General features: G+C 56.5%; 19 protein-coding genes, 1 tRNA gene and 1 riboswitch. Of the genes, 9 read left to right on the forward strand and 11 right to left on the reverse strand.

Going from position 1 to position 25,482, the window contains the following annotated elements; translation table 11 throughout:
* Positions 1 to 11: 11 nt before the first annotated feature.
* The 3 genes from V3C19_RS04590 to V3C19_RS04600 all read left to right on the forward strand — a co-directional run bounded on the left by V3C19_RS04590 (position 12) and on the right by V3C19_RS04600 (position 3,616).
* Positions 12 to 650, forward strand: coding sequence for a hypothetical protein (locus tag V3C19_RS04590; protein ID WP_149874364.1), 639 nt, complete (start codon positions 12 to 14; stop codon positions 648 to 650).
* A 1,277-nt stretch (positions 651 to 1,927) separates the two neighbouring features.
* Positions 1,928 to 3,115, forward strand: coding sequence for a hypothetical protein (locus V3C19_RS04595; RefSeq protein ID WP_130083467.1), 1,188 nt, complete (start codon positions 1,928 to 1,930; stop codon positions 3,113 to 3,115).
* A gap of 210 nt (positions 3,116 to 3,325) precedes the next feature.
* Positions 3,326 to 3,616: a hypothetical protein gene (locus V3C19_RS04600; protein ID WP_130083468.1), complete on the forward strand. Its 291-nt coding sequence runs from the start codon at positions 3,326 to 3,328 to the stop codon at positions 3,614 to 3,616.
* Between the two features lie 184 nt (positions 3,617 to 3,800).
* On the opposite strand, the gene V3C19_RS04605 is transcribed toward V3C19_RS04600, so the two are convergent.
* The 9 genes from V3C19_RS04605 to V3C19_RS04645 form a co-directional block, all read right to left on the reverse strand.
* A tRNA-Leu gene (locus tag V3C19_RS04605) sits at positions 3,801 to 3,883 on the reverse strand.
* 238 nt (positions 3,884 to 4,121) lie between these two features.
* The gene (locus tag V3C19_RS04610) at positions 4,122 to 4,244 is read right to left on the reverse strand and encodes a hypothetical protein (protein WP_262714640.1); all 123 of its coding nucleotides are present in this window, start codon (positions 4,242 to 4,244) and stop codon (positions 4,122 to 4,124) included.
* 224 nt (positions 4,245 to 4,468) lie between these two features.
* On the reverse strand, positions 4,469 to 5,047 hold the full coding sequence (locus V3C19_RS04615) for a bifunctional adenosylcobinamide kinase/adenosylcobinamide-phosphate guanylyltransferase (protein ID WP_295876931.1): 579 nt from the start codon (positions 5,045 to 5,047) through the stop codon (positions 4,469 to 4,471).
* A complete protein-coding gene (gene cbiR / locus V3C19_RS04620; RefSeq protein WP_295934419.1) occupies positions 5,031 to 5,843 on the reverse strand; it encodes a cobamide remodeling phosphodiesterase CbiR in 813 nt (270 codons plus the stop codon). Before cbiR ends, V3C19_RS04615 begins: the two co-directional genes overlap by 17 nt.
* On the reverse strand, positions 5,840 to 6,583 hold the full coding sequence (gene cobS / locus V3C19_RS04625) for an adenosylcobinamide-GDP ribazoletransferase (RefSeq protein ID WP_130083471.1): 744 nt from the start codon (positions 6,581 to 6,583) through the stop codon (positions 5,840 to 5,842). Before cobS ends, cbiR begins: the two co-directional genes overlap by 4 nt.
* A 16-nt stretch (positions 6,584 to 6,599) precedes the next feature.
* Positions 6,600 to 7,640, reverse strand: coding sequence for a nicotinate-nucleotide--dimethylbenzimidazole phosphoribosyltransferase (cobT, locus tag V3C19_RS04630; RefSeq protein WP_130083472.1), 1,041 nt, complete (start codon positions 7,638 to 7,640; stop codon positions 6,600 to 6,602).
* The gene (gene cbiB / locus V3C19_RS04635; protein ID WP_130083473.1) at positions 7,637 to 8,638 is read right to left on the reverse strand and encodes an adenosylcobinamide-phosphate synthase CbiB; all 1,002 of its coding nucleotides are present in this window, start codon (positions 8,636 to 8,638) and stop codon (positions 7,637 to 7,639) included. The genes cobT and cbiB overlap by 4 nt, the downstream gene beginning before the upstream one ends.
* Before the next feature lie 3 nt (positions 8,639 to 8,641).
* Positions 8,642 to 11,239, reverse strand: coding sequence for a cobyric acid synthase (locus V3C19_RS04640; RefSeq protein ID WP_295934413.1), 2,598 nt, complete (start codon positions 11,237 to 11,239; stop codon positions 8,642 to 8,644).
* Complete coding sequence (locus V3C19_RS04645) at positions 11,236 to 11,796, reverse strand: hypothetical protein (protein ID WP_295934411.1); 561 nt, start codon at positions 11,794 to 11,796, stop codon at positions 11,236 to 11,238. The genes V3C19_RS04640 and V3C19_RS04645 overlap by 4 nt, the downstream gene beginning before the upstream one ends.
* A 515-nt stretch (positions 11,797 to 12,311) precedes the next feature.
* Positions 12,312 to 12,448, forward strand: a riboswitch (cobalamin riboswitch).
* A gap of 36 nt (positions 12,449 to 12,484) precedes the next feature.
* On the opposite strand from V3C19_RS04645, the gene V3C19_RS04650 reads away from it, so the two are divergent.
* The 3 genes from V3C19_RS04650 (at position 12,485) to V3C19_RS04660 (ending at position 19,502) form a co-directional block, all read left to right on the forward strand.
* Positions 12,485 to 14,491, forward strand: coding sequence for a TonB-dependent receptor (locus V3C19_RS04650; RefSeq protein WP_130083476.1), 2,007 nt, complete (start codon positions 12,485 to 12,487; stop codon positions 14,489 to 14,491).
* Between the two features lie 149 nt (positions 14,492 to 14,640).
* Positions 14,641 to 16,773: an ABC transporter substrate-binding protein gene (locus tag V3C19_RS04655; protein ID WP_130083477.1), complete on the forward strand. Its 2,133-nt coding sequence runs from the start codon at positions 14,641 to 14,643 to the stop codon at positions 16,771 to 16,773.
* Positions 16,774 to 17,159: 386 nt separating this feature from the next.
* Positions 17,160 to 19,502 (forward strand): beta-galactosidase, encoded by a 2,343-nt coding sequence (locus V3C19_RS04660; RefSeq protein WP_295934409.1) that lies wholly within the window; start codon positions 17,160 to 17,162, stop codon positions 19,500 to 19,502.
* Positions 19,503 to 19,950: 448 nt separating this feature from the next.
* On the opposite strand, the gene V3C19_RS04665 is transcribed toward V3C19_RS04660, so the two are convergent.
* Entirely contained in the window at positions 19,951 to 20,553 is a 603-nt protein-coding gene (locus V3C19_RS04665) for a porin family protein (RefSeq protein ID WP_130083479.1), read from the reverse strand.
* Between the two features lie 145 nt (positions 20,554 to 20,698).
* On the opposite strand from V3C19_RS04665, the gene V3C19_RS04670 reads away from it, so the two are divergent.
* The 3 genes from V3C19_RS04670 to V3C19_RS04680 all read left to right on the forward strand — a co-directional run bounded on the left by V3C19_RS04670 (position 20,699) and on the right by V3C19_RS04680 (position 23,736).
* Positions 20,699 to 22,021 (forward strand): amidohydrolase, encoded by a 1,323-nt coding sequence (locus V3C19_RS04670; protein ID WP_295934407.1) that lies wholly within the window; start codon positions 20,699 to 20,701, stop codon positions 22,019 to 22,021.
* Positions 22,022 to 22,186: 165 nt separating this feature from the next.
* A complete protein-coding gene (gene lpdA, locus V3C19_RS04675; protein ID WP_295934405.1) occupies positions 22,187 to 23,575 on the forward strand; it encodes a dihydrolipoyl dehydrogenase in 1,389 nt (462 codons plus the stop codon).
* A gap of 5 nt (positions 23,576 to 23,580) precedes the next feature.
* A complete protein-coding gene (locus tag V3C19_RS04680) occupies positions 23,581 to 23,736 on the forward strand; it encodes a hypothetical protein (RefSeq protein ID WP_153812546.1) in 156 nt (51 codons plus the stop codon).
* A 137-nt stretch (positions 23,737 to 23,873) separates the two neighbouring features.
* Here V3C19_RS04680 and V3C19_RS04685 read toward each other — a convergent pair whose 3' ends face one another.
* Entirely contained in the window at positions 23,874 to 24,731 is an 858-nt protein-coding gene (locus tag V3C19_RS04685; RefSeq protein ID WP_295934403.1) for a glycosyltransferase, read from the reverse strand.
* Positions 24,732 to 25,482: the final 751 nt, after the last annotated feature.

A 25,482-nucleotide genomic window follows, 5' to 3' on the forward strand; every position in this document is an offset into this window, starting at 1 on the left:
TCATGAAGAGAATGAATACGGTAAATGGAATTCCGCTGGTAGCAGAGAGTGATTTTATCAATCATGCGAAGAGCAAAACCATTCATCTGACAGAAGAAGAACGTACCATATGGAATGCCAAGGCGGATACTTCCGAACTGGCATCCAAAGTGGATGTGGATACCTTTACGGTTCACAAGACCGATGCTACGGTTCATATCACCGATGAAGAGCGTGAAAGATGGAACTCCGCAGCGGCCAGCAGCGTTTCGCGTGCCGAGATGGAGACATATGTTGCCGAATATGTGGCTGCACATGGATCTACGGTTGATTTGGGCAATTACCAGGGGCCGATCAATTTGCGCAATGAGAAAGGCTTTCCCGTACTGGCCTCACGTGAAGGTGATATTTATTTGGGGGGAGAAGGCGAGAGTTTTGTTCGAGTAAACGGACGCGCCTTTGTGGTGGAAACGGAGGGCAATATCATTTTAAGCGACGCCTGTTCAGGTGTCACGATTTCCGGGAAGGATGGCGTAGCAGTTAACTCACAATACTTTTCTGTGCGTGTGAACACATTCTACTTGGGCCACCAAGACGGTTCCCACTGGGCTGACGGATCGCTTAGTCTCTTGACAGGTGTTATGGTATCCTCAGGCGTTATAAAATCATGACGTCCTTTTCCATATTCATGTCATATTCCATGTAGAAAGAACCGATACTTTACACGACATGAATACTATCCATACGGAAGCCAGCGGTAAATGCAGCCGTCTCTAGTCTTGTCTGCTCCGTTTTGAACATGGAGACACTTTCTTGCTGCTCTTTTCTGTTCACGCAGGGAAGGGCCTTTCATCTCCGCATATATCCCGGTTTAGTGTTGATAAAAATAGTCTCCATGTACTGCAGTGTCTGAAAGTAAAAACTACAATTGCTGATAAACAATAACTTGTGCCGGGAGAAAGTCGAGACTGCGAGAACAACTCCTATAAGGTCTGACCAGCTGTGTCATTCCTATTTCGTGGGATCTTGGCCGGGAATAATAATTTTGTTTCACTTGCTTTCAGCAATATTGTTTTCAGTCCGGATTACAGGAAATTGGATGAAGGCCTCTTTGCCGTACCTGAAGATTATGTGAAGTATGGATTGAAGCCAGGATCAGTGTATCCTCTGGCAATCAATACACCGTGTTTGTTCGGCTGACCCGATGGGATCGGGCGCCCGGTTTTATTACCCATTCCAGCCATTCCTTTTCCATTCCACAGATTTTTGGATTGAGGGAGAATGGCCGTGCCTGGTACTGCAAAGTATTCTAGGGCGTGGCCGGCGGGTTTTGACGAAGGAACCGAGTACCTCGCTTCCTACAAGATTCTTCCGGAGTTCTTTGGTTTGGTCCAGTCCGGGGAAATTTCTGATAGGAGTTTATATTTGCCAAAAGGGAATGGGAGGACGTTATTAATACGCTGCGTTACTATGGAGAGGCTATTCTGGACGAATAATACAGACTTATACAGCACAATTAACTGATTGGAAAATAGGGATAAAGAAAAATTACAGATACAGCTCCCCACGCCCGGTGTATGGGATAAGTTCATCATGCCGGCCATTTTCCCGGATGGAGACGGATTTGTCAGTCACAACGTTTCACACAGGATGATATTTCTGTGAAACAGACGGAAACTTTTTTGAAGTGGTTTCACACATTGACGTTTTATCCAGAGAATCGGAAAAAATTCAAATAGCGGTATGGCCGGACCGGATCATCAGCTCGCCTGTGGAGGAAGGAGAACTATCTCTGGAATCCAGGAATGCAGTCATGTTGACCGTGGAAGCAGTCAATGCCCAGGGGAGGACGCAGGCTTATCTCCAGTCGGGATTATTCGCAGTTCACGATCGTGGACGGGACGGCAGTGGAGTTGTTCAACTACTTTATAACAAACAATAAATAATAATGAATAGCATTAATACAGTAAACGGAGTTCTGGTGGCAGCGCAGAGTGACTTTGCCGGCCATGCAGAAGATAAGACGATACATCTTACGGAGGAAGAACGCACTGCCTGGAATGCCAAGGCGGATGCGTCCTCCCTTTCCGGCAAGGTGGATACGGGCACGTTCACGGCCCACGAAACCAACACGACGGTTCATGTCAGCCAGGAAGAAAAGGAGAAATGGAATGCGCGGAATACGAAGGGAGCCGTGGTGGCCACGCAGGATGGGCTGGACGAGCACACCGAGAACACAACCGTGCACATCACGGAGGAAGAACGTACTGCTTGGAATGCTGCAAGCAACATTCCGGGAGCGTCCAATACCTTCACGGGCGACAACACGCACGAGGGAACTGAAACGTTCAATGGGCCTATAGCAGTCAATAATGATTTGACGATAAATGGGCTATCTTTGTTGCAGCTTTTGGCTGCCGCCGAAATGGACAATGCCTATGCGCTTCTTGGCGACGTACACGATGAAGATAGTCAAGGATTTTCAAAAAAGTCCGACAATGTTGAATCTTTTTCCTTTGTAAATGGAACCGATTCAGGCAGGCGACGTATCAATTACAATCTGAGAAATAACGACTTGCCGGGTGGTTTTGCTCAGTTTAGCCCGCGCGCGGATGTTTTTTCCGCGGGAGTGAGCACTATTGGCTGCACGAGCAATCATCAGCTCGCGGGAGTTGCATGTTATTGGAATTTTGGGGATGATACCAATTTTAATTTGCACCACCATCCTTATGATGAAGTGATATCGCCAGATTTCAAGCCAGATTTTAAGGGACTCGATTTCCAAGTTTTTATGGTGACTAATCAGCATTTGCATGTATTTCGGGATAACTACCACGATATGATCCAATGGCCCGCTTATGGTGGGGAAAATTTCTCCACATATAAAAAATTCGTTTGCGTGCCGGGGAGCAGGAACGGCAGTGTGGTGATTATGGCTGACAATACCCATAATTCCAGGAAATGGATTAAAATTGCCGAGTATACGGGAATTGCATACGGTTTCAGAGCCGGAGTTTTGTTTTGGGCAAACGATACGTTGAAACATAGTGTGGTTGTTGGGCGAGCGAATATTCTTCATAGCGGATTGGAGCGTTATTCTAGCACGGGCGTTTTCGATAATTGGCCGGCAAAATGACTATGAATATCTTACAAGAATAGAAATATATGAACATCAGGGAAGAACAAAAGAAGGCCGCCCTTGAGGCGGGGAAGCAGGGCATAAAAGATGCCTACGAAAAAAGCAAAGCCAAAACCGGCCTGAAATGGTGGGAACGCCTCCTGTGGGTGGTCCTGGCGGGGGGCGGCCTATGCGGCGTCCGCGCTGCTGGGCGGCTGCGGGCACTCCGTGGACGTGACGCCGGACCGCACGGAGGTCAAGGCGGGACTCACAGCGGAAGACATGGCTCCACTGCAATCCCCCAAGGGATTTAAGCTCCTGCACGCGCTGATGAGCGCCACTGGGGAAGACTCCTTTGTGGGTGCTAAGAACGCCGCTCCTGGCCGCAGCAACGCGGAAGAAGCCCACGCCATGCTCACGGATCCCAACCACCCGGACTATGCCGCTCTGGATGACCCGCCCCATCCCCGGCACATGGAAGCCAACCGCAAGTACAACCGCCTCGTCGGCCTTGTCTGAACCGTTTCCTGCACGGAGACACTTGCCGGCCCTCTCCTGTTCACACGGGGGAGGGCTTTTGATACCCTTTCCCTGCAAGACAATGCCTTTAAAACCCGTTTTCGTGTCTTGCAATCTGTCTTGCACTTTCAAGAAAGAAAAAATCGCAAGCACTGATAAACAGTAACTTGCGATATGGAAAAGTTGGTACCGACGGTGGGACTCGAACCCACACTCTTTTGGAACTCGATTTTGAGTCGAGCGCGTCTACCATTCCGCCACGTCGGCATATGCAGTGCAGGGATTAAGCATCAACCGGCAGAGAGAGTCAAGAATTTACTGTGGAATGAATGTGGGGCCGTTTCGGAAAAACGGAGGGAATCCGCTGTGGATTCCCTCCGTGTGACTTTTCAAAATAATCAGAACGAATAGCGCACGGTGGCGGTGACGTTCTGGTTGGTCATGTTTTCCCGGCATTCCAGATGATAGAAGGCCCCGGCGCTCCAGGCGCCGGAGATGGCCCAGTTCAGCCCGGCGTTGACGAGCTGGGCGTGCCGTCCGCGTCGTTGTCCATGAGGCCATAGGTGAAGTAGCCGTCGATGCCCACGCTGTTTTCTCCGCGCAGATCGCGGTGGTAGAGTGCGGGCATCAGACCGTCCTTATCCGGTGCAGGTAATGGAGTAAAGTCCAAGGATGGAGATTATGCGGACTCTGGACATGCTTTTCACGATGATCCAGCATATTTCCACTCATCACAGTTCTGTGAATAGTATGACTTGTGCGGGCGTGTTTTTCTCAGCGGCATCTATTTCCTGCTGGGCAGGATTTGTCCGGGAGTATTGAGGTATATTGCGCTGAAGAGTTGAGCATCAGTCACTTTTTCACGGTGACGGGGAGCCCCGCCACCATGAAGTAGACTTCATCCGCGCTTTTTGCCAGAAGCTGGTTGGCGATGCCCAGACCGTCGCAGTAGTGGCGCGTTTCCGGGTCCGGCTGGACAATGCCCATGCCGGTTTCCGAAGAGACGAGCACCCACGGTACGGGAGACCGGGAAATGAGTTCCTTCAACGCTTCTATTTCCCGGATCAGGGCATCCTGGAACGGAAGGTATTCCGCAGGGTCCTTCTGGTCGTACAGGATGTTGGAGGCAAGCAGGGTGACGCATTCCAGAATGACGCCGTCCACCTGTTCCAGCAGACCGGACGCCTGCACGGTGGCGGCCACGTTGCGCGGGCATTCCAGCGTGGGCCATTCCTGCGGGCGGCGTTCACGGTGCTTGAGGATGCGGTATTCTAGGGAGCCGGAGCCGGACCAGACTTCCGCCGTGGCAACATACAGGATTTTTTTCCCGAATCCGGAGGCGATTTTTTCAGAGTACTGGCTTTTGCCGCTTCTGGTGCCCCCTACGACGAGCGTCATGCGGGGGCTGGAGGTGTCAGTGTTTGGAGACATGGCGTTGATAGGATTCCAGTATGGCCTGGTGGGAGTTCAGGAAGTCATCCAGACTGAATACTTCCAGCGTGATGAGGGGGGGGAAGCTGATGTCCCACATGGGGTGGAGCAGGGCGTCCAGCACGGGGGCGGGCATGTGGTGTAGGGATTTATGGTCCCTTTTTTCCAGTCCGTGCAGATGGCACATGCGGATGTCCGGCAGCCAGAGGGGAAGGAGTTCCTCCGGTTTCAGCCCTTCCTTCCAGACATGGCCGATGTCGAAGCAGCGGGAATGTTCCGTGGCGGCGACCAGCCCGTCCAGATAGTCTGTCGGATGGCGTTCCAGGTTTTCCAGAGCCAGGTATTCCGGTGCGGGCAGATAGGGCGTGATTTGCTCCAGGGAGCGGAGGATTCTTTCCGTTTCCTCCTCCGTCAGGTACGGACGCATGTCCGGTCCGGGGATGTGGTCTGTGACCACGTGCATGACCCAGGTATGAGGTTCCAGTTCCCGGGTGAGTTCAATGGTGCGGATGATGTTTTCCGTGTACCGGAGGGAGGATTCGGGCGTGGCGAATCCTCCGTCCGTCGGCAGGTGGATGTTCCACGTTACTCCCGCATCCCTGGCGATGCGGCCCAGTTCCCTGATTTCCGCGGGGGTGATGAGGCTTTCCCCCTTGCTTCCCGCCTCCAGCAGGAGCAGGGCAATATCGTCCGCGTAACGGACGCATTCCCTGACGGCGGGAACGTAGTAGTCCGGGATGATGAAGGAGGTGCAGCCGATGTTGAGGCCGGGAACGCTGCATTTATGCGGGGTCATAGGGCGGTGCAGAAGGTAAGCAGTACAATCCATTCCGTGCATTCCACGGTGCAGCCGAATACGTCCCCGGTGACGCCGCCCAGCCTGTGCCGGGCATACAGGAGCAGGGCCAGGGAACCGGCCAGGGCGGCTCCCAGGGCATACAGGCCGGACCAGCCTGCCAGGACGCAGGCGGCCAGGGTGACGGCGGCGGCAATCAGGGCGTGGACGGGACGCGTGCCCTGCCTGAAGGCTTCCCCCATGCCGCCGGGCCGCGCGCCGGGAAAACGCATGGCGATGAAGATCTGGCTGCGGGCCAGGAGTCCGGCCAGAATGCAGGCCGTGAGCAGGAGAAGCCATGAACCGGAGGCCGCCAGCACGGCCAGGGCGGCCGCCTTGAAGGCCAGATTGAAGAAGAGGGCCGTTCCGCCGAAGGTGCCCAGCCGGGAGTCTTTCATGATTTCCAGCCTGCGTTCCCGCGTGACTTCCACCGGGAGGCCGTCCCCGCAGTCCGCCACGCCGTCCAGATGCAGACCGCCCGTGACGGCCACCCAGCAGGCGCAGCCGATGACCCCGCAGAGGAGGGGGGAAAAGAGAAGGGAAGAAAGGAAGGTGAGTCCTCCGACCAGTCCGCCCACCACAATGCCGACCAGCGGAAGCCACGCGGAAATTCCGTTCAGGTTGTTTTGCAGGGGCCACGGCCCCACGGGCAGGCGGGTCAGGAAGCCGAAGGCGGAGCGGATGGCGGTGATGACGGTCATCTGGAGAGGTACAGTATTAGCGGGGTACGGTGATGTCCAGTTCCGGCAGGGTCTTCATTTCTGAAAGAACCCGCGTGGCGGCGTCCAGCACGGGGAAGAAGAGGGCCGCGCCCGTGCCTTCTCCCAGGCAGAGGCCCAGGTCCATGTACATGGTGACCCCGATGTGGTCCATGATGAGTTTGTGCCCAGGTTCCGCGGAGTTGTGGGAGCCGAGGAAGTACCGGGCCGCCTCCGGGCGGATTCCCTGGGCAATGGCCGCCGCGGCCCCGGCGATGAAACCGTCGATGACGATGGGAACGCGCAGGGATGCCGCCCCCAGCATCAGCCCCGCCATGGCCCCTATTTCCGGGCCGCCCACCTTGGCGAGCACATCGATGGCATCGGCGGGGTCCGGCTTGTTCAGGGCGATTCCCCGTTCAATGAGTTCTATTTTTTTGCGGATGACTTCTCCTTTGACGCCGGAGCCGCGCCCGGTCACCGTTTCCACCGGGGTTCCCGTGAGAACGGCCACAATGGCGGAGGACGGCGTTGTGTTGCCGATGCCCATTTCCCCGGCGGCCACGATGTCCAGCCCCCTGGCTTTTTCCTCCCGCGCGATGTCAATGCCCACTTGCAGGCATTCCAGCGCCTGCTCCCGGGTCATGGCCGGACCTTTGCTGAAATCATTGGCGCCGTGCATGACTTTTCTTTTGACGAGGCCCGGCAGGTCGCCGAAGTCGTAGTTCACGCCCACGTCCACCACGGTCAGGCGTGCTCCGGCATTGCGCGTAAAGGCATTGATGGTTCCCCCTCCCTGAAGGAAGTTGCGCGTCTGGATGTACGTTACGTCCGTGGAGGTCAGGCTGAGGCCGTGGTCGGCAATGTGATGGTCGGAGGCGAAGAGAACCACCGCCTTGTTTTTCAGGCGCGGAGCTGGGTTGCCGGTCATGGCGGCTATCTGGATGGCTACCGGTTCCAGCTTTCCCAGCGCAAGCGGCGGCTTGGCCAGGATTTTCTGATGTTCCAGGGCGGCCTTGGCGGCCTGTTCGTCCAGCGGGGGTATGTGCAGTTTGTTCATGATGGTTGCAAGTGGGGAAGGGCAAGGATGAGGGAGAAGAGGAGCGTGCCCATGGCCGTAGTGAGCCACATGAGCCGTATGGCGCGGTCCAGGTCGCCGGCCGTGGCTTCTTTCCGTCCGGAGCCTATCCAGGGATAGTCCGCGGGCATGCCCTTGTAGGAGACGGGGCCGCCGATGCGGAGTCCGAGCGCCCCGGCGAAGGCCGCCTCGCTCCAGGCGGAGTTGGGGCTGGCGTGGGCGCGGCGGAAGGTCCAGCCCACGGTGAGCGCGTGGCAGGAGGAGGCGCCCGGAAGGAACAGGGCCGCCAGGGAAATGCAGGACAGGATGAGACGGGCGGGAATGAAGTTGAGGGCGTCGTCCGTGCGGGCGGCGAAGGTGCCGAAGTGTCTGTATTGTTCGTTTTTCTTTCCCCACATGGCATCCAGGATGTTGAAGACGCGGTGGACGAGCGCGGCGGCGGCCGCGCCGAGAGCGCCCCCTATCAAACACCCTGCGGCGGCCCAGAACAAGGTGGAAAAGACGCCGTCCATCAAATTTTCCGCCACGCTTTCGATGGCGGCCCGCGCCACGCCGCGGGAGTCCAGCCGTTCCGTGTCGCGCCCAACGATCATGGAGACGGCTTGCCGCGCTTCTTCTCCGTTTTCTCTGCGCAGGGCGGAGGCCACCCGCGCCGCATGTTCCGCCAGTCCGCGCGGGGCCATGCAGATGTAAACGGCCAGAACGGCGGGAATCCACGGCAGCCAGGGAGATGCCGTCAGGGAGGAAAGCGTGAAGAAGGGAAGAAAGAGCAGGAATAGCCCGCATTCCGCAGCAGCGCAGACACCCAGGGCCGCCAGCATGCCGGCCTTGAAACTTCCTCCCCACAAACGCCGCGCCTCAGGTTCGAGACGGCGCGCGCACCAGCCGATGAGGCAGACGGGATGCCGACGGTTGGGCGGATCCCCGAAGAGGATGTCCAGCAGCAGGGCCGCGGGCAGCAGCAGGAGGCACGGAATCATGGGTCAGCGTTTCAGTTGCAGGAGGCGGTAGATGGCGTTCATTTCCAGATGTTTCCGGACGATGTCCGCCAGACGGTCAAGAGCGCCGTCAACATCATGGGATACGTGCAGGGAAGGCTTGGGCGGCAGGCCGGAATCCACCCGAACCCTGTTGATGAATGCCCGCCGGAATTCGTCGCCGTCCAGAAAGCCGTGCAGGTACGTGGCCCAGACGCGGCCCTTTCCGTAACCGCATGGAGAACCGTCTTCCCGGAACATGAGGGATTCGCAAGGGGTTTCATGGCTGGTGATGCCGTGGTGGATTTCATAGCCGGAGGCGTCCGGGGCCAGAGGCGTCCGGGCGCGGCGTACATTGAGCAGGGTCTTGACGGGGGAGAAAGTAGTGGTCAGTTCCAGCAGTCCCAGGCCGGGAGTGCGTTCCTCCGCCGATTCCTGATGATGCGGGTCCAGAATTTCCCTTCCCAGCATTTGCAGGCCGCCGCAGATGCCCAGGATCCATTTTCCCTTTCCGGCGTGCTCCCGTACCAGGCTGTCCAGTCCGGCCCGGCGCATTCCTTCCAGGTCCGCCGCCACGCTTTTGGTTCCGGGCAGGATGACCAGGTCCGGCTGGCCCCACTCGTCCCCGGTCCTTACCTGCCGCAGCCGCACGTCCGGTTCCGCCGCCAGCGGGGCGAAGTCCGTGAAGTTGGAGACGTGCGCGGGCATCACGACGGCTACGTCCAGCGAGTCCGGGTGTTTGGAGCTTTCATCGTATTCAAAGGGGAGGACTGCCCGGTCCTCTTCCGGAATGTTGATGTTCCGTATCATGGGAATGACTCCCAGCACGGGCTTTCCCGTGTGTTCCTGCGTGTAACGGTGCGCCGGGGCAAGCAGGGAGGAATCCCCCCGGAATTTGTTGACCACGAATCCCGCCAGCAATTCCCTTTCCCACGGGGAGAAGGTCATCCACGTGCCCAGGAAGGAGGCGTACACGCCGCCCCGGTCAATGTCCCCGGTGAGCAGGACTTTAGCGCGGGCGTAGCGGGCCATGTTCATGTTGACCACGTCCGCGGATTTCAGGTTGATTTCCCCCGGACTTCCGGCCCCTTCCAGGCAGACCAGGTCGTATTCGTCCGAGAGGGAGTCGTAGGCGGCGCGGACGTCCGGCCAGAACCGGCGCTTGGCCGTGAAGTATTCCCCGGCTTCCATGTGCCCTACCGCCTTTCCCATCACGATGACCTGGGAACCCGTGTTGGAGTGGGGTTTGAGCAGGATGGGGTTCATCCGGGCGTCCGGGTCTATCCGGCAGGCCTGGGCCTGGATCATCTGGGCGCGGCCCATTTCCTCTCCCAGCGCGGTCACGCCGGAGTTGAGGGCCATGTTCTGCGCCTTGAAGGGGGCCACGCTGAAGCCGTCCTGATGGAAGATGCGGCAGAGGGCCGCCGTCAGCACGCTTTTGCCCGCATCGGAACAGGTGCCCTGAATCATCAGCGCCGGCTTGGGGGGCCTGCGCAGGATGGCGGGAGCATGTTTGTCCAGTTCCACGCGAAGCGCCCGTTCCAGAAGTTCGTGTTCTTCCGGAGTCCGGACTCCGGCGCGGAACCAGCCGCCCGTTTCCAGGCCCGGATAATTGGAGCAGTCCCTGACGGCAATGCCGTGTTTTTTCAGCAGCAGGGGAGCCAGGCCGGAAGGAGCGCCGGAAAGGCGGAAGAGAAGGAAGTTGGCGCAGGAAGGCAGAACGGCAGCTCCCGGCAGCGCGGACAATCTGCGGAACAGGTCTTCCCGGCGCGCCCGGTTCAGAGTGCGTTCCTGTTCCGCCCAGGAAGAGGGCTGTTTCAGGATGGCCCGCACCGCCGCCGCTGCGAAGACATTCACATTCCACGCGGGAAGATTTTTCCGCAGCCGTTCCGCCAGAAGGGCGCAGCTTACGGCAAAACCGCAGCGGACGCCCGCCATGCCGTAGAATTTGGTCAGGGAGCGCAGAATAACGAGGTTGGGAAGGGTTGCCGCGTCAGGAAGGAGGGATTCTTTCCCTCCTGTATAGTCAATGAATGATTCGTCCAGAATCCAGACGGTTCCGGGGTTTTCTTTTATTGTCTGAAACAGCTCCTTTTTATCCAGCAGGCCGCCGGACGGATTGCAGGGATTGGCCAGGAAGACGGCAGTTTCCTGTTCTTCCCCTTCATGATTTGTTCCGGCGCGTTCCGCCAGAGCGGCCAGAGAGGGAGTAAAAGACGTTTTCTCTCCGGAAGGAACGGAGTCAATTTCCACTCCGTGGCACAGGCAGGCCAGCCTGTATTCGGAAAAGGCAGGTTCCGGAATGACGGCACGTTTCAGGTTCAGGGCGCGGGGAAGGGCATGAATCAGCTCGTTGGCCCCGTTTCCGAAGACGAAGCATTCCGGAAGCAGACCGTAGTGCAAGGCGGCTTTTTCTCTCAGTTCCTGCATGTCCGGAGAAGGGTAGGGCGTGACGCCGTTCATGGCGCGCCACAGGGCTGACGTGATGAATTCCGGGGGGCCTTCCGGTCTCAGGTTGACGCTGAAGTCCAGAATGTCGCGTTCGGGGCGCCGGGCATCCGCCGCCAGGGATTTCAGGTTTCCTCCGTGTGAAAAGTCGTTCATGCCGTTGTTGTTAAAGCTGTATGGCCTGCGTGTGGAACCAGCAGGGCCGCCGCCTGCTGCGGGGAAAGACGGGTGGTGTCTATCTCCAGGTCGTAAAAGAGACCTTCATGAATGGACGTGTGCTGCCGCAGGGCGTGGAAGACATCCGCTTTCCGGTCCGTGCGGGCATGTTCCCGGCGGACCAGTTCTTCCACGTCGCAGGCGACTTTCACAAGGAGCAGTTTCGCTCCCCCGCATTGGCTCCGGAGTTCCTCCGTCCAGTCCGGAGATTCTCCGATCACATGGTCCACCAGAACGAAGGGCGCGTGCAGGGAGGCCCGGAATACGGTTTCATGAAAAGACCGGACGAGTTCCGGTCCTGTCTTGCGGACGGCGTGGATCAGATGCATGCCGCCCATTCCGTTGGCATCCAAGAAATCATCCACGGAAAGGAGGACGGAGCCGGCAGGAAGCAGGGACAGCAGTGCCTTGCACAGGCTGGTTTTGCCGGAACTGGAAGCCCCGTTGAAGATAAAGATGCGCCCGGGATGTTGAAAAGGGGACGGAGGGCGGATCATGGGCACATCATGTTCCGGCGGGGAATGCAATGACAAGACAAAAATGGCGGTGCGGTTCCGGAGGCTTTCTGGGTTTGCCGGGTAAAAAGGGAATGGGAAATTGTCCGTTTGTCCATGCGCGGAACAGAGAGAAATGCTCCTCCGTGTTCCGGAAGGGATTGAGCAGCGGGACTGGAGATTTCCATTCCGGGCAGAGATGGGGCGGAAAAAATGATGGAAGATGTGGCCGCCCAAAAGATGCTCCTGTTTTTTCATCAGTGGAACGTAAAAGTTTTTTAGCCGCTGGAATTCCTTTTCTTTATGTTTGATTTGGAAAATAAGTTATTTATAATCAATTATTAATTTTTGTCTTCCGATCTTCCCTGGAAGAAACGTCTTACGGAGGAGGCAGGCTGGCCAGAAGAGGCAAGATTCCGGGAAAATCCATCCAGTGACGAAATGTTCAAAGAAAATTTTTTTTGTCTTGTCATGGTGGGGGCTTTGGTATTTCATCCATCCCATGAGCCCTTATGGGAAGGGCTACAGACCTCAGGGACGCCCGTAGCCGGGCAGGAAATAGATGGGGAATACCGGTGCAAATCCGGAGCGGTACCGCCACTGTAAGCAGGATATCCTGCAAGCCAGAAAACCAGCCTCAGGGGGTTGTCCAAACTGTCCGGCGAGTTATCGGACGTAAGGCACTATAACCATGCTTTATACGAAGAAAGCCCTTCAGATGGGCGCTATTGCCGTTGGCCTCGCCGCGTTTGCGGGCCAGTCCTCTCTTGCAGAATCCGTCAACAAGGAAGACGCCAAGCCCGTCGCCAGGACGGAAACCATGCAGGTCATGCCTGAACTGACCATGGCGTCCCACTTCGTGGGCGTGCCGTACAACCGTTCCGGCGTTTCCGTTTCCGTGATCAATCCGGAAGAATTCCAGAAAGAAGGAATTGAAACTCTGACGGGAGCTCTTTCCCAGACGCCCGGCGTGTTCACGCTGGACGGCGGCGGCACCTGGCAGCGCGGTTCCGTGAGCAACACCGTCATCCGCGGAATGAACAAGGATACCTACACCCTGACGATGGTTGACGGCATGCGCATCAGCGATGTCAACATGTCCGGCAACAAGCTGCTGGGCATCACCAATCTCTTTACGGTGGGCAATGTGGAAGTGGTGAAGGGCGCCCAGGGCGCCGTGTTCGGTTCCGGAGCCATTGGCGGCGTAGTTGCCATGGATACGCCGGAAGGGGAAGGCGACCCGGTGACGAGAATTTTTGCGGAGGCCGGTTCCTTTGGAACGTTCAACAGCTACGTGACGTCTTCCGGCAAGATCAAGAAATTGTCCTACTTTGTGGGCGTGGGTTTTGAAACCACGGAAAACGATCCCACGATTTATGATTCCATTTATGACAACAGGACGGGCATGAACGATTTCCGCCAGTGGCAGGAAGCTTTGCGCCTGGGTTATGACGTCAACGACAAGGTGAAGCTCAGCTTTACCTACCGACGCCTGGACTCCTATTTTGAATATCCCACTCCGTATGTGGATTACAATCAGTGGCCCGCCGTGCCGGACTCCCACCTGTACAATACGGAAGACAAAAACCGCAGCAACCTGATCACCGGCCGCGTGGATGCGGAACTCAGCAAGTTGTGGTCCACCAGCTTCATGGTGGGACATTACAACATGAATTATTCCACCCACACGCCGGAATACGACTTCCAGCCCAACGTGATGCGGAACCGCCGTTTCCAGACGGAATGGCGCAATGCACTCACCTGGAACAAGCAGTGGACGACGATCGCCGGGATGGCTTGGGACCGATCCGCCTACACGAGCGAAAACAATTACGTGTCCAAGGACGAATGGCAAAGCACGCTGGCGTTTTTCGCGGAACAGATGTGGGCCCCCACGGACAATTTTGACGCCAGCGTGGCATTGCGTCTGGAGCATGATTCCGTGTGGAACAACCATTTCACCTGGCGCTATTCCAATTCCTGGAAGGTGACGGGCAAGGATTCCCCCACCCGCATTTTCGGTTCCGTGGGTTCCGGCTTCCGGGCTCCCACGTATTTTGAGCAGTATGCCGCCAATTACGGCTACGTAGGCAATCCCGATCTGGACATTTCCAAGTCCCTGGGCGGCGACCTGGGCGTGGAACAGCGCCTGGCGGACAACCATTACGCTTCCGTGACGGGGTTCTGGACCCGCATCAATGATGAAATCGGCACTAGGTCCGTAGGTACCTGGCCGGATTCCTACACCACGTACGCGAATTATTCCCATGCCACCTCCTACGGTGTGGAAGTCGCCTTCAAGGGACAGTTCAAGGACGCCTGGAACAGCGGCTACTACGCCAACTATACATTCACGATGCCCAAGCGCGATTCCATCGGCAGTTACGAAACCCGCCAGATGGCCAACACCGCCCGCCACACCATCAATGCGGAAATCCACACTTCCCCGCTTGAGAAACTGACGGTAGGCTTTGGCGTGACGTCCGCAATGGGCCGCACGGACTACAACTACGCCCGCCTGGACAATTTCTTCACGGCGCGCGTGTTCGCCAGGTACCAAGTTACGGACAACGTAGCCCTGCATGTGCGCGTGGAAAACCTGTTCGATCAGAATTTCATCATCACGAACGACTACAACTTTGGTCCCCGCCAGGCCCGCGGACTGGGCGTCTTCGGCGGTGTGACGGTCGAATTCTAAACTCTCTCCAGCGTTAATTGTTGATTGCACCCCCATCTTCCGTTTTGCGGACTGTTTCAGGCGAAGGAAACTGTTCCGGGCGGAGGATGGGGATTTTCTTTTTCATTAGGACCGGATATAGGTTAAAAGAGGGCGGGTAATCGTTGATCGTGTTTCGCTGGCTGTCCATTCTGGGGGCATTGCTCCTGGCCGTGTTCATAGGGGGGGTGTTTTACTTCTCCCACCGGGAATCCGCGGTCTGGAACGAGGGGGCCGGGAATACCGATGACCGGGGGATGCCGGCTGTGTTTGACGGATTTGTAGAACGCTGGAACAGGTCCGTGGAAAGGGAACTGCTCCGGGAACTGGCGGGAGGGGAGCAACAGAAAGAACTGCTGGCCGTTTCCCGCGGGGAAGGCGACGGTCGCCGTCTGGCGGAACGTGCGCGTTCCGTGGAGCGCCTCAGGAGAAGGCTGGAGCAGGGGGATCATATTCGTATGCTTCCTCTGGAAAAGATGCCCCCCGGCCTGGAATGGCACACGGGCATGGAGGAACCGGAGATCGGGGACCCCCGCGCCGTGAAGGGCGGCCAGGTCCGGCTGTGGATCAATACGCCGTTCCCCGGCACCTTGCGGGCTTTCGGTCCCGGCAGCGAGAATTTTTTCAATTATTCCGCGATTGACAACGTGTGGATTCCTCTCGTGGGGCTGCATCCGGAAACTTCCCGTCCCATACCGGGGCTGGCGGACCGCTGGGCCGTTTCCGCGGATGGGCGCACTGTTTTTTATCATTTGGATCCTGAAGCGGCCTATTCGGACGGACGGCCCGTGCGTGTGGAGGATTTTTTGCTGAATATTTGCCTGCGCACGTCGGACGCCGCCAGGGACCCTTTCTGGACAGCCCTGTTCCGCTCCACGTTCGACCGGATCACCGTGTACGGAGATTCCGTCATTGCGCTCACCGTGCCGTCTCCGCGGCCTCTGTTGCCTTACATGGCCTGTGTGGATTTTCATCCGGCGCATCCCGGTTTTTACCATGATTTCAATGCGCTGTTTCTGGAACGCTACCAGTGGAAGGCCGCGCCGAACACGGGCGGGTACGTGGTGGTGCCCGGAAAAATCCGGCAGGGAGAGCGCATCACTCTTGCCCGGGTGAAGGATTGGTGGGCGAAGGATAGAAAGTATTACCGCTATTCCTGCAATGCGGACCAGGTGGAGCATGTTTTTGTAAACCTGGAGAACAAGGCGATTGAGATGTTCCGGCGCGGGGATCTGGACATGATGAACATCCGCAAGCCGGAAATATGGGAGGGCAAGCTGGAACTGCCGGAAGTGCACCGGGGCTATATAGACAAATACAGCCTGGAAGCGGGCTATGCCTGTCCTCCGTATGGCTTGTACCTGAATTGTTCCGACAGGATGCTGAGGAATACCGACATCCGCAAAGGGCTGGCCCACGCCGTGAACATGGGGATGGTGATTGACTCCCTGTTCCGCGGGAACATGAGGCGTCTCGGCTCCTACATGGAGGGATACGGCGACCTGACACTCCCGCTGAAAGCTCCGGAATACAGCAAGAAAAAAGCCATGGAATATTTTGCCCGCGCGGGCTTCCGGGAGATGGGAGAGGACGGTATTCTGAAAAATGAACGTGGGGAACGCCTGTGTATGGAGCTGACTTTTGCGGATTCCTCCCACATGATGACCAACGTTTGTTCCATCATCAGGCAGGAGGCCATGAAGTGCGGGGTGGACATCAAATTGGATCCCCTTACGTACGGGGTGTGTTCCCGCAAGGTATTTGAAAAAAGGTACCAGGCCGCTTTGTGGGCGTGGCCTCTGGACACGCCGTTCCCACGTCTTTATGAGACGTTCGCCTCGGAACTGGCGTATGACGGCCGGGGAAATCCCGTAGGCAACACGAACAACATTTTCGCCGTAGCGGATGCCGAACTGGATGCCGCGCTGGATGCGGAACGGGAAGCTTCCGATTACCCGGCCTTAAAGGAGGCCCTTCTCCGTGCTCAAAAGAGGATTCATGAACTCTGCGTATGGATTCCTGGGTGGAGGGAGCCTTATACCCACATTGCCTGCTGGCGCTGGATACGCTGGCCGGAATCCCCCACGCGTTTCTGTTCCCCCCGGCTCTACAATCCGCTGGAATCCCATTTGTACTGGGTGGACGGCAAGATGAAGAAGGAGACGCAGGAGGCACGGCGCCGCGGCATTCCGTTTGAGGAAAGGCATGAGGTGATACGCCTGAAGGACCAGGATGATCCGCCGCAATTTTCTTCTGGAGAGTGATTTTTGCCCAGGTGGTCTGAATTTAAAGGCCAGTCGGAAAGAAAACGGGATGCAGGGAGGGACAGACGGCGAGAGCGGTATCAAGATTCCGGAACTCTGGAGCAGAAGGAGTTTTTCCTTGGTTGAAGATACTGTCCGCCTCAAATGGATATAGCGGCCACAGAGAAATTCCCGTCTGCCATTTCCGGCCCTGCATGATAGGAAATGGGAGATTGCAGAGCAAATAATCGTTGATTGGATTTTGTCATATTTTCTATCCAGGATTAAATATTCATGACTAAATCCGTTCGGGACGGAAGTGGTCTCTTTGTGGTCTATCCTTTTTAACATTGAATACAGACGCATTTTTGCGAAAGTTATTCCGATCGCCATCCGTTTTATTCATCATGAAATTGCCCCTATTTTCCATTTTGCTGCTGGCTGCCCATTTGTGTGTGGCCGCTCCCATGCCCATGCCGGAGTCCAACGACGGCGCCAAGCATGTCTTCACCACCAATCAGGAAAATTTTCTGATGGACGGCAAGCCCGTGAAGATCATTTCCGGGGAAATGCACTATCCGCGCGTGCCGCGTTCCCATTGGCAGGACAGGTTCCAGCGCATGAAGTCCATGGGGATGAATACGGTTTGCACCTATTTGTTCTGGAATGTGCATGAACCGGAACCGGGCAAATGGGATTTTTCCGGGAACCGGGATTTTGTAGAGTTTGTCAAGGAGGCCCAGAAAGCGGGACTGTGGGTTATCGTGCGTCCCGGTCCCTATGTGTGTGCGGAATGGGAATTCGGCGGCTTCCCCGGATGGCTGCTGAAGGATGCGGACCTGAAGGTCCGCTCCCAGGACCCCCGCTTCCTGGAACCGGCCATGGCTTATCTCAAGAAAGTCTGCTCCATGCTGGAACCGCTGCAGATCACCAAGGGCGGCCCCATCATCATGGCTCAGGTGGAAAATGAATACGGCTCCTACGGCTCCGACAAGGACTACGTGAAAAAACACTTGGAAGTCATCCAAAAGGAGCTTCCGGGTGTAGTGCCCTTTACCTCGGACGGCCCGAATGACTGGATGATCAACAACGGCACGCTGCCCGGCATCGTTTCCGCCATGAACTTCGGCGGCGGAGCCAAGGGCGCCTTTGCCAACCTGGAAAAGCACAAGGGCAAGACTCCCCGCATCAACGGCGAATTCTGGGTAGGCTGGTTTGACCACTGGGGCAAGCCCAAAAACGGCGGCAGTACGGAAGGCTTCAACCGCGACTTGAAGTGGATGCTGGAAAACAACGTCTCCCCCAACCTCTTCATGGCGCACGGGGGCTCCTCCTTCGGCTTCATGAACGGGGCGAACTGGGAAGGGGCCTACACGCCGGACGTGACCAATTACGACTACGGCGCGCCCATCTCTGAAAACGGAACCCTGACGGACCGCTACCGCACGTTCCGCCAGACCATTCAGGACTATTACGGTGATACGTACAAGCTCCCCGATCCACCCGCGCAGCCGGAAATGATGGAGTTGCCGCCCATCACGTTTACGGGGAAAGCCGGCATGTTCAACCGGCTCCCGCAGCCTGTCATCCGCAAGGAGCCCGTGCACATGGAAGCCCTGGGGCAGAGCTTGGGCTTCATCTTGTACCGGACGAAGGTGAACGGCCCGGTGAAGGGCGAGTTGAAGATGAACAACATGCAGGACCGCGCCATCGTTTACGTGGACGGCAAAAGGCAGGGTGCGGCGGACCGCCGCTACAAGCAGGACGCCTGTGACGTGGTCATTCCCGCGGGTCTCCATACGGTGGACATCTTTGTGGAAAACATGGGCCGCATCAACTTCGGCGGCCAAATTCAGGGAGAACGCAAGGGAATACGCGGCCCCATCACGCTGGACGGGAAGAAGCTGGAAAACTTCCTCATCTACAACCTCCCGTGCAAGGGCGTGGAGCTTCTGTCCTTCTCCGGCAAGAAGCCGGGTGGCGACCAGCCCGTGTTCCACCGTGGATATTTCAACGTCTCCAATCCCAAGGATACCTACCTGGACATGCGGGACGGCTGGAAGAAAGGCGTCGTGTGGGTGAACGGCCACAATCTGGGCCGCTTCTGGTTCATCGGCTCCCAGCAGGCGCTTTACTGCCCCGGCGAATACCTGAAACCGGGGAAAAATGAAATCGTGGTGCTGGACGTGGATGGCGGTTCCGGTACAGTGAAAGGCGTGAAGGAAGCCATTTACGAAGTTAAGCGCGACCCCGCCATGGCGGATGTGTTCCGCGTAGGCAAGCCTGTGGCTCCCGCCGCCAGCCAGCTGGTGCACAAGGGAACCTTTGCCAAGGGGACGGATCAGCAGGAAATCAAATTCCGCGCTCCTATCCAGGCGCGCTACATCGCCCTTGTCAGCAAAAACGCTCATGACAACGGTCCTCATGCCGCCATTGCGGAACTGAACTTCCTGGATGCCTCCGGCAACCTGCTTCCCCGCGAACAGTGGTCCGTGGTTTATGCGGACTCCCATGAGACGACGGGAGAAGCCGCCCAAGCGGGTCTGGTGATGGACAACCAGCCCACCACCTACTGGCATACCAAGTGGCAGGGGGACAATCCCAAGCACCCGCACATGATCGTGCTGGACCTGGGCAAGGTGCAGAAGCTTTCCGGTTTCCGCTACCTGCCGCGCCAGAACCGGGAAAACGGACGCATCAAGGATTACGAGGTGTACGCTTCTCCCAAGCCGTTCAAGCCTGCCAAGTGAGGGACTTTTTTTGATCGGGAACCGGGGCGTAAAGCCTTGGTTCCCGGGCGATATTCATCCATGCAAGGCCCCGGTTGGGGCCTTCTTTGTTTGGACTGTATCTCCGGCCTCCGGACATGGATAGTTGGTTTTATCATCCCACCGGGGTCCTTTGTCTGGCAGACGCCGTCCGGCTTTTCCGCGTTTAGTGGATGGAATTCCTTCTTCGGATCCGAGAGGAATTTTCCTTATCGGAATTGATTTTCCCGCCTTAAAAAAGCTCAGGACGCCTCAGGCTTTTACGGCAGTTGGGCAGTTATACGTTCCTGGAAGGTGCCTTTTTGGAAAGCCGGCTTTGCCGCGTTCGCCTTGTTTTCCGGCTATCTGAAGGGAATTGTCTTGGTCAGATACAAAAAAGACGGCTCCGCACGATGCGGAGCCGCCGTAGATAGCGATGAACACAATGTACTTAAAAGTCCCACGAGAAGCCCAGCTTGATGATATGGTAGCCGGGATCGTTGTAGCCCTGGATCTGATAGTATTCGTAGCCAATCACGAAGTCCGTGCTCTTGGACACGCTGAATTTGAAGCCGGCCTGGGCCGCCCAGGAAAATTTGGTGGTGGAAATGGTGCGGGACTGGCTGCCGTTTTCCAGGCCGTGGATGGTGGTCTTCACGTCGCCGTAAGTGGCACCCGCCTTGCCGCCCAGGTAGAACATGGTGTAGTCGCCGATGGGCAGATTCAAGGTATAGCCGGCCATCATCGGAATGTACGTGGAACGGAGGCTGGCGGTGTAAGGGCCGCTAATGCCCAGGTCGTGAACGCTGGGATGGTGAGAGCCGGCCAGAATGCCGCCGTTCAGGGAAATTTGGTGAACAATGCTGCCTGTTTCAATGTAGTTGAAAATGCTCAGATTGCCGCCGGCCACATTGGGCATGGCGTCCTTGGTGGCAATGCCGTAGGCCCCTTCAAGGGACATGCCGAACTGGCCGTCATATTTTTCAACATGATACGCGTTTGCGGCGGATACGGAGGCCGCAAGGGCCAAACCTAACAGTATAGTTTTGTTCATGTGGGATAAATGGTGAATTTAACTGTCCCGCATTCTTGTCAATTTTTCCGTTTGAAGTCAAACAGAAATGTCATAATTACATGAAATCATGCCGGAGGAGGGGATGAAATTGCTAAAACCTGCTTTTTGCGCTACATTCCGCGGCATGGAAAAACAAGCGTGCGATCTGCTGGTGACCGCCTCCCGTATGCTTACGGGAACGGAACAGCCCGGCATAGGAGGCAACGCCGGAGTGGCTGTCCGGGACGGGAAAATTCTGGAAGCGGGACCTGCGGAAAAGCTGGAGGCGGCATGGATGCCCTCCGTCCGGTGTGATTTGGGGAATGCCCTGCTGATGCCCGGGCTGGTTAATGCACATACGCATGTTCCGATGACTTTCCTGCGCGGTTTTGCGGACGATCTGCCCCTCATGGAATGGCTGACCAAGCATATTTTCCCGGTGGAGGCGCATCTGACGGACAGAATAGTCTCTCTGGGCGCGCGGCTGGGCATGTATGAAATGATGCGTACGGGCACGACCGCCTTTGTGGATTCCTATCTTCTGGAAATCAACGTTCTTCAGGAAGCGGAACGCATGGGGATGCGCTGTGTGGGTGGCGAGGCTCTCTTTGCTTTTCCGTCCCCGGCCTATGACGGCTGGAATGGTGCGGAAGCCCTGTACCGCGAGCAGGCCGTCCGCTTTGGAGGACGCGGCAGGGTGCAGTTGGCGGTGATGCCTCATAGCGTGTACACTACGAGCGACGATGTTCTCAGGCGTTCCATGCGGCTGGCGGAGGAACTGGACCTGATGCTCCATATTCATCTTTCCGAGTCTGCGGGGGAAGTGGAACAGTGCCGCTCCCTGCATCAGGACAGGAGGCCGGTGGCCTATGCCCGGGACATGGGGTTACTGAATGAACGCGCCGTGCTGGCCCATATGGTGGATGTGATGGATGAGGAACTGGAAACGGTGGCGGCATCCGGTGCGGCCATTGTGCATAATCCCGTCAGCAACCTGAAGCTGGCGTCCGGATTTGCCAGGGTTCAGGACATGCTGATGGCAGGCATTCCCGTTTCCCTGGGGACGGACGGTGCATGCAGCAACAACAGCCTGGACATGTTTGAAACAATGAAGCTGACGGCTATTCTTGCCAAGGGGTGCACCGGGGACGCCACCGCCGTTCCCGCCATGAAAGCCCTGGGCATGGCAACCGTGGAAGGCGCCCGCATTTTCCGCACCCCGGGCCTGGGAACGATGGCTCCCGGAGCTCCCGCCGACATGATTGCCCTGGATCTGGACGAACCCAATCTGTGCCCGATCTTCAATGAAGTTTCCCATGCGGTTTATGCCGCTTCCGGCAAGGACTGCGTGTTCACGATGGTGGATGGCCGCATCCTGTATGACCATGGCTGCTACACGGACGGCTTGTATGCGGATACCGCCGCGGAAATGCAGGAACTGGTGGAATGGGTAAAAGCGAAAGTATAAGGTAAACAACGCGTTGGAACACAAAGATAAATAAGGGAAATTCGTCCCGTGTCCATGGGCGGATTCCCTCTTGGTTTTTTAATCTTTTGTTATTGAATCTCCCGGGAAGCCGCATGATCACATTCATTCTTTACCCGGCGGGGTGGATGCCTTTATAGTATCTTCATGCAATATGATTTGATCGTCATTGGTGGCGGCCCCGCCGGATATGTGGGAGCCATTCGCGCTGCACAAATGGGAAAGACCGTGGCGTGCGTGGAGCGCGACCGGGTGGGGGGAACCTGCCTGAACTGGGGCTGCATTCCCACCAAGGCACTCTTGAAGAATGCGGAAGCCTACCTGACTGTGACGAGCCGGGCCAAGGAATTTGGCATGACGGTGGAAGGCGTGAGCGTGGACTGGAGCGAGGTCATCGGACGTTCACGCAAGGTGAGCGACCGCCTGGCTGGCGGGGTTGGATTCCTTTTCAAGAAAAACAAGGTGGAATCCGTTACCGGGGAAGCCTCCATCACGGCTCCCGGCAAGGTGGAAGTGAAGGCCGCTGACGGCACTACGCAGGTACTGGAAGGAAAGAACATTCTCATCAGTACCGGATGCGTGACCCGCACCGTTTCCAGCCTTCCGCTGAACGGCACTACCATCATCGGTTCCAGGGAAGCCATGGTGCTGGAAAAGCGGCCTGAAAGCATGGTTATCATTGGTTCCGGGGCCATTGGCACGGAGTTTGCCTATATTTATAATTCTTTCGGTACAAAGGTGACGCTTATTGAAGCGCTGCCGCGCATCCTGCCCAATGAGGACGACGATTCCTGCCAGACGCTGGAGCGGGCCTTCAAGAAACAGGGCATCAAGACCATGACGGGCACTTCCGTGGAGTCCGTCACGGAAACCTGCGACGGCAAGGTAAAGGCCCTTGTAAAAAACAGCAAGGGACAGGAAGAGGAAATTACGGCGGACATTTGCCTGGTGGCGATCGGCGTGAAGCCGGTCGTTCCCGCCGCTCCCGGCCTGGAACTGACGGAAAAGGGATTCATCAAGGTCAATGACCGCTATGCCACGTCCGTCCCCGGCGTTTATGCGGCGGGCGACGTGATCGGCGGCGTTTTGCTGGCCCATACGGCTACGTATGAAGCCGTGCAGGCGGTGGAAGGCATGTTTAATCCGGATTATCAGCCCAAACAGGTCGGCTTCTTCCCGAGCTGCACGTATTGTTATCCGCAGGTTGCGTCCGTCGGCAGCACGGAACGCGCCCTCAAGGAAGCGGGCGTGGAGTACAAAGTCGGGAAATTCCCCTTCCAGGCCATCGGCAAAGCCGTGGCCGCCGGAGAACCGGACGGCTTCGTGAAGACCCTGTACGGCGCCAAAAACGGTGAATTGCTGGGAGCCCACATTGTGGGGCCGGAAGCTACGGAATTGATCGCCACGCTCGGCGTCAGCCTTCAGGCGGAATTGACGGATGAAGATATTTACGCCACCATTTTCGCCCATCCGACCCTGTCCGAAGCCATTCATGAGTCCATGCTGGCCTCGGAGGGAATCGCCATTCACATGTAAGGATCATGCGGAAGAGCTCCGTGATGGGGCTCTTCCTGCCATCCGGACCCGGATGGATGGGATTGACGCAAGGTATTGACGAACGGTTTGCGCGCGTCTATCCCGGTTTTGACCGCAGGAGGGACAGGAAGGGGTCCATGGAAAACTTGGGCTTCCGTTGAACGGCATCAGTCCATTTGGAGCTGTGATCGCAGGTACGGGACCTTCCGTGGATGAACCTCCGGCGGCAGATTCCAAATTGTTTTATTATTCCTGCATGATTTGCGGGGACATGCCATGAGGTCCCTATGGCGCGGAATCATTCCGGTGAGGGAATTTCCATGTTCCTGTATGTCTCCATCAGTCGTTCGTATTCCTTGTTGGCCCAATCGCAGGACGAGTGCGGGAGCTTGGTGTCTCCGTAGGCGTGAACGAGAGCGATGTCATCCTTTTCCAGATTCATGAAGGGGAACCATTTTGTGCTCATGTTGTACACGCTTGGCATGGTTTTACAGCAGGGCCTTTTGATATCCCTGGTCGCGTTGTTGAAAATCAGCCTGTTGAGGATATCCTGGTCGTGCTGGGGCGGCATGGTGGGGAAGGGGTAGGCGTCCAGGCTTTTTTCCCAGATATGGTGTTCCACGAATGAACTTATGTGGATGAGAGCTACCCCGGTGTTGTAGAAGCACGGGTGGTCGATTCCAAGGGAACGGTTGTGCTCCAGCACCCATTCCGGGTATTTCCAGATTCCCGTGTCAATGACCATGGCCATGCATTCGTGATCGGCAAGCGGAGTCTCGTACAGCGCTCGCAGGGGCTTCCGGGCATACAGGTCCGTATCCAGCAGGAGCAGCCTGTCATCCGTCAGAAGATGGCTGATCGACTCTGTCCACGTCAGATCGAATTTGTGATAAAAGTATTTTCTGGAATCGTTCCCGTCCAGGTCCTTCATTTTTTTCAGGAGGACGGATTGTTCATAGGGAACGTTGAACGGAACTCCGTACACGGAAACACGGGGGATTGGCAGGAAAAAGCCTCGCCAGGTTTTTTCCTCCAGCTCCGTTTTCAGGAACACGTTGTAGCGGGTGGAGGAATCGTCACAGGAGACGATGCTCCAGAGAGTAACGGCGGCCTGGAAAATATGGCGGCGGTTGCTGGCGACGAAGTAAAGGTTCATATGGTTTTTCATCGGTTGGCTTTCATAAGAAATGGCCGGAATTGTTTTAGGCTGGATTCCCGGCATTGCCTTCATTTTCTTTTCCGGAGGAATGAATATGTTGTCCCGGACTCCCGCCATGAAAATGGCATCCTTGAAAAATGGACAACCTGTTCAGGAAGTCCCCAAGAAGACGCATGATTCAAGAAAATGATGATTACCTATAAGATGCCGGGAAGGTCCCTGCAAGAGAAAACAAGGTGTTTTTAGAGAACGGATTAAGCGTGTGGATTCTTGTGGAGAAGAAATGCCTCCGGTGATTTGTAATTGCTCCTTGATGGAATTTAAGATTTCAGGATGGGGATAATGCAAGTTGCCAGTGATTGCGAATCTTCTATTTGAGAGGAAGGACGGATTGCCCTACTTGATTTCCTGATCCTGATTTTTGAGTGAAAGTCCCAGCGACAGGTTTGATCATGGAAAAATGAAGTTCAGAAGTTGCTCTGCAGGAAAGTACTGGGTAATGAACAAGCTTTTACGGACGGCAGCTTCTCTCCGACCGACATATAACGTGTTTGGATGGATGCCTATAGAAAGAGAAATAGCTACCTTTGAAAAGAAGCGGATTTTTTTATTTTTAAGTTATTTATGACGATTCCTAGATGAATCAATATTTTAATAAGAAAGAGCCACAGGCTTTTTCTGTTTATTTCTCCCGGAAAGGTCCCTGGCAGCCGCCAGCCTTCCGGGCATTTTTCAGGGCGGCTGCACC

It is taken from the genome of Akkermansia sp. AE01SA01 (assembly GCF_036417395.1).
Taxonomy (GTDB): Bacteria; Verrucomicrobiota; Verrucomicrobiia; order Verrucomicrobiales; family Akkermansiaceae; genus Akkermansia.

Excerpts from the sequence above, each read along its gene's own strand:
- V3C19_RS04685 (WP_295934403.1), bottom strand. The coding sequence starts at position 24,731 with ATGAACCTTTACTTCGTCGCCAGCAACCGCCGCCATATTTTCCAGGCC.
- V3C19_RS04680 (WP_153812546.1), top strand. The coding sequence starts at position 23,581 with ATGCGGAAGAGCTCCGTGATGGGGCTCTTCCTGCCATCCGGACCCGGA.
- V3C19_RS04615 (WP_295876931.1), bottom strand. The coding sequence starts at position 5,047 with ATGTCTCCAAACACTGACACCTCCAGCCCCCGCATGACGCTCGTCGTA.
- V3C19_RS04610 (WP_262714640.1), bottom strand. The coding sequence starts at position 4,244 with ATGCCCGCACTCTACCACCGCGATCTGCGCGGAGAAAACAGCGTGGGC.
- V3C19_RS04670 (WP_295934407.1), top strand. The coding sequence starts at position 20,699 with ATGGAAAAACAAGCGTGCGATCTGCTGGTGACCGCCTCCCGTATGCTT.
- cbiB (WP_130083473.1), bottom strand. The coding sequence starts at position 8,638 with ATGATTCCGTGCCTCCTGCTGCTGCCCGCGGCCCTGCTGCTGGACATC.
- V3C19_RS04650 (WP_130083476.1), top strand. The coding sequence starts at position 12,485 with ATGCTTTATACGAAGAAAGCCCTTCAGATGGGCGCTATTGCCGTTGGC.
- cobS (WP_130083471.1), bottom strand. The coding sequence starts at position 6,583 with ATGACCGTCATCACCGCCATCCGCTCCGCCTTCGGCTTCCTGACCCGC.
- V3C19_RS04640 (WP_295934413.1), bottom strand. The coding sequence starts at position 11,239 with ATGAACGACTTTTCACACGGAGGAAACCTGAAATCCCTGGCGGCGGAT.
- cbiR (WP_295934419.1), bottom strand. The coding sequence starts at position 5,843 with ATGACCCCGCATAAATGCAGCGTTCCCGGCCTCAACATCGGCTGCACC.
- V3C19_RS04590 (WP_149874364.1), top strand. The coding sequence starts at position 12 with ATGAATACGGTAAATGGAATTCCGCTGGTAGCAGAGAGTGATTTTATC.
- cobT (WP_130083472.1), bottom strand. The coding sequence starts at position 7,640 with ATGAACAAACTGCACATACCCCCGCTGGACGAACAGGCCGCCAAGGCC.
- V3C19_RS04660 (WP_295934409.1), top strand. The coding sequence starts at position 17,160 with ATGAAATTGCCCCTATTTTCCATTTTGCTGCTGGCTGCCCATTTGTGT.
- V3C19_RS04595 (WP_130083467.1), top strand. The coding sequence starts at position 1,928 with ATGAATAGCATTAATACAGTAAACGGAGTTCTGGTGGCAGCGCAGAGT.
- lpdA (WP_295934405.1), top strand. The coding sequence starts at position 22,187 with ATGCAATATGATTTGATCGTCATTGGTGGCGGCCCCGCCGGATATGTG.
- V3C19_RS04645 (WP_295934411.1), bottom strand. The coding sequence starts at position 11,796 with ATGATCCGCCCTCCGTCCCCTTTTCAACATCCCGGGCGCATCTTTATC.
- V3C19_RS04665 (WP_130083479.1), bottom strand. The coding sequence starts at position 20,553 with ATGAACAAAACTATACTGTTAGGTTTGGCCCTTGCGGCCTCCGTATCC.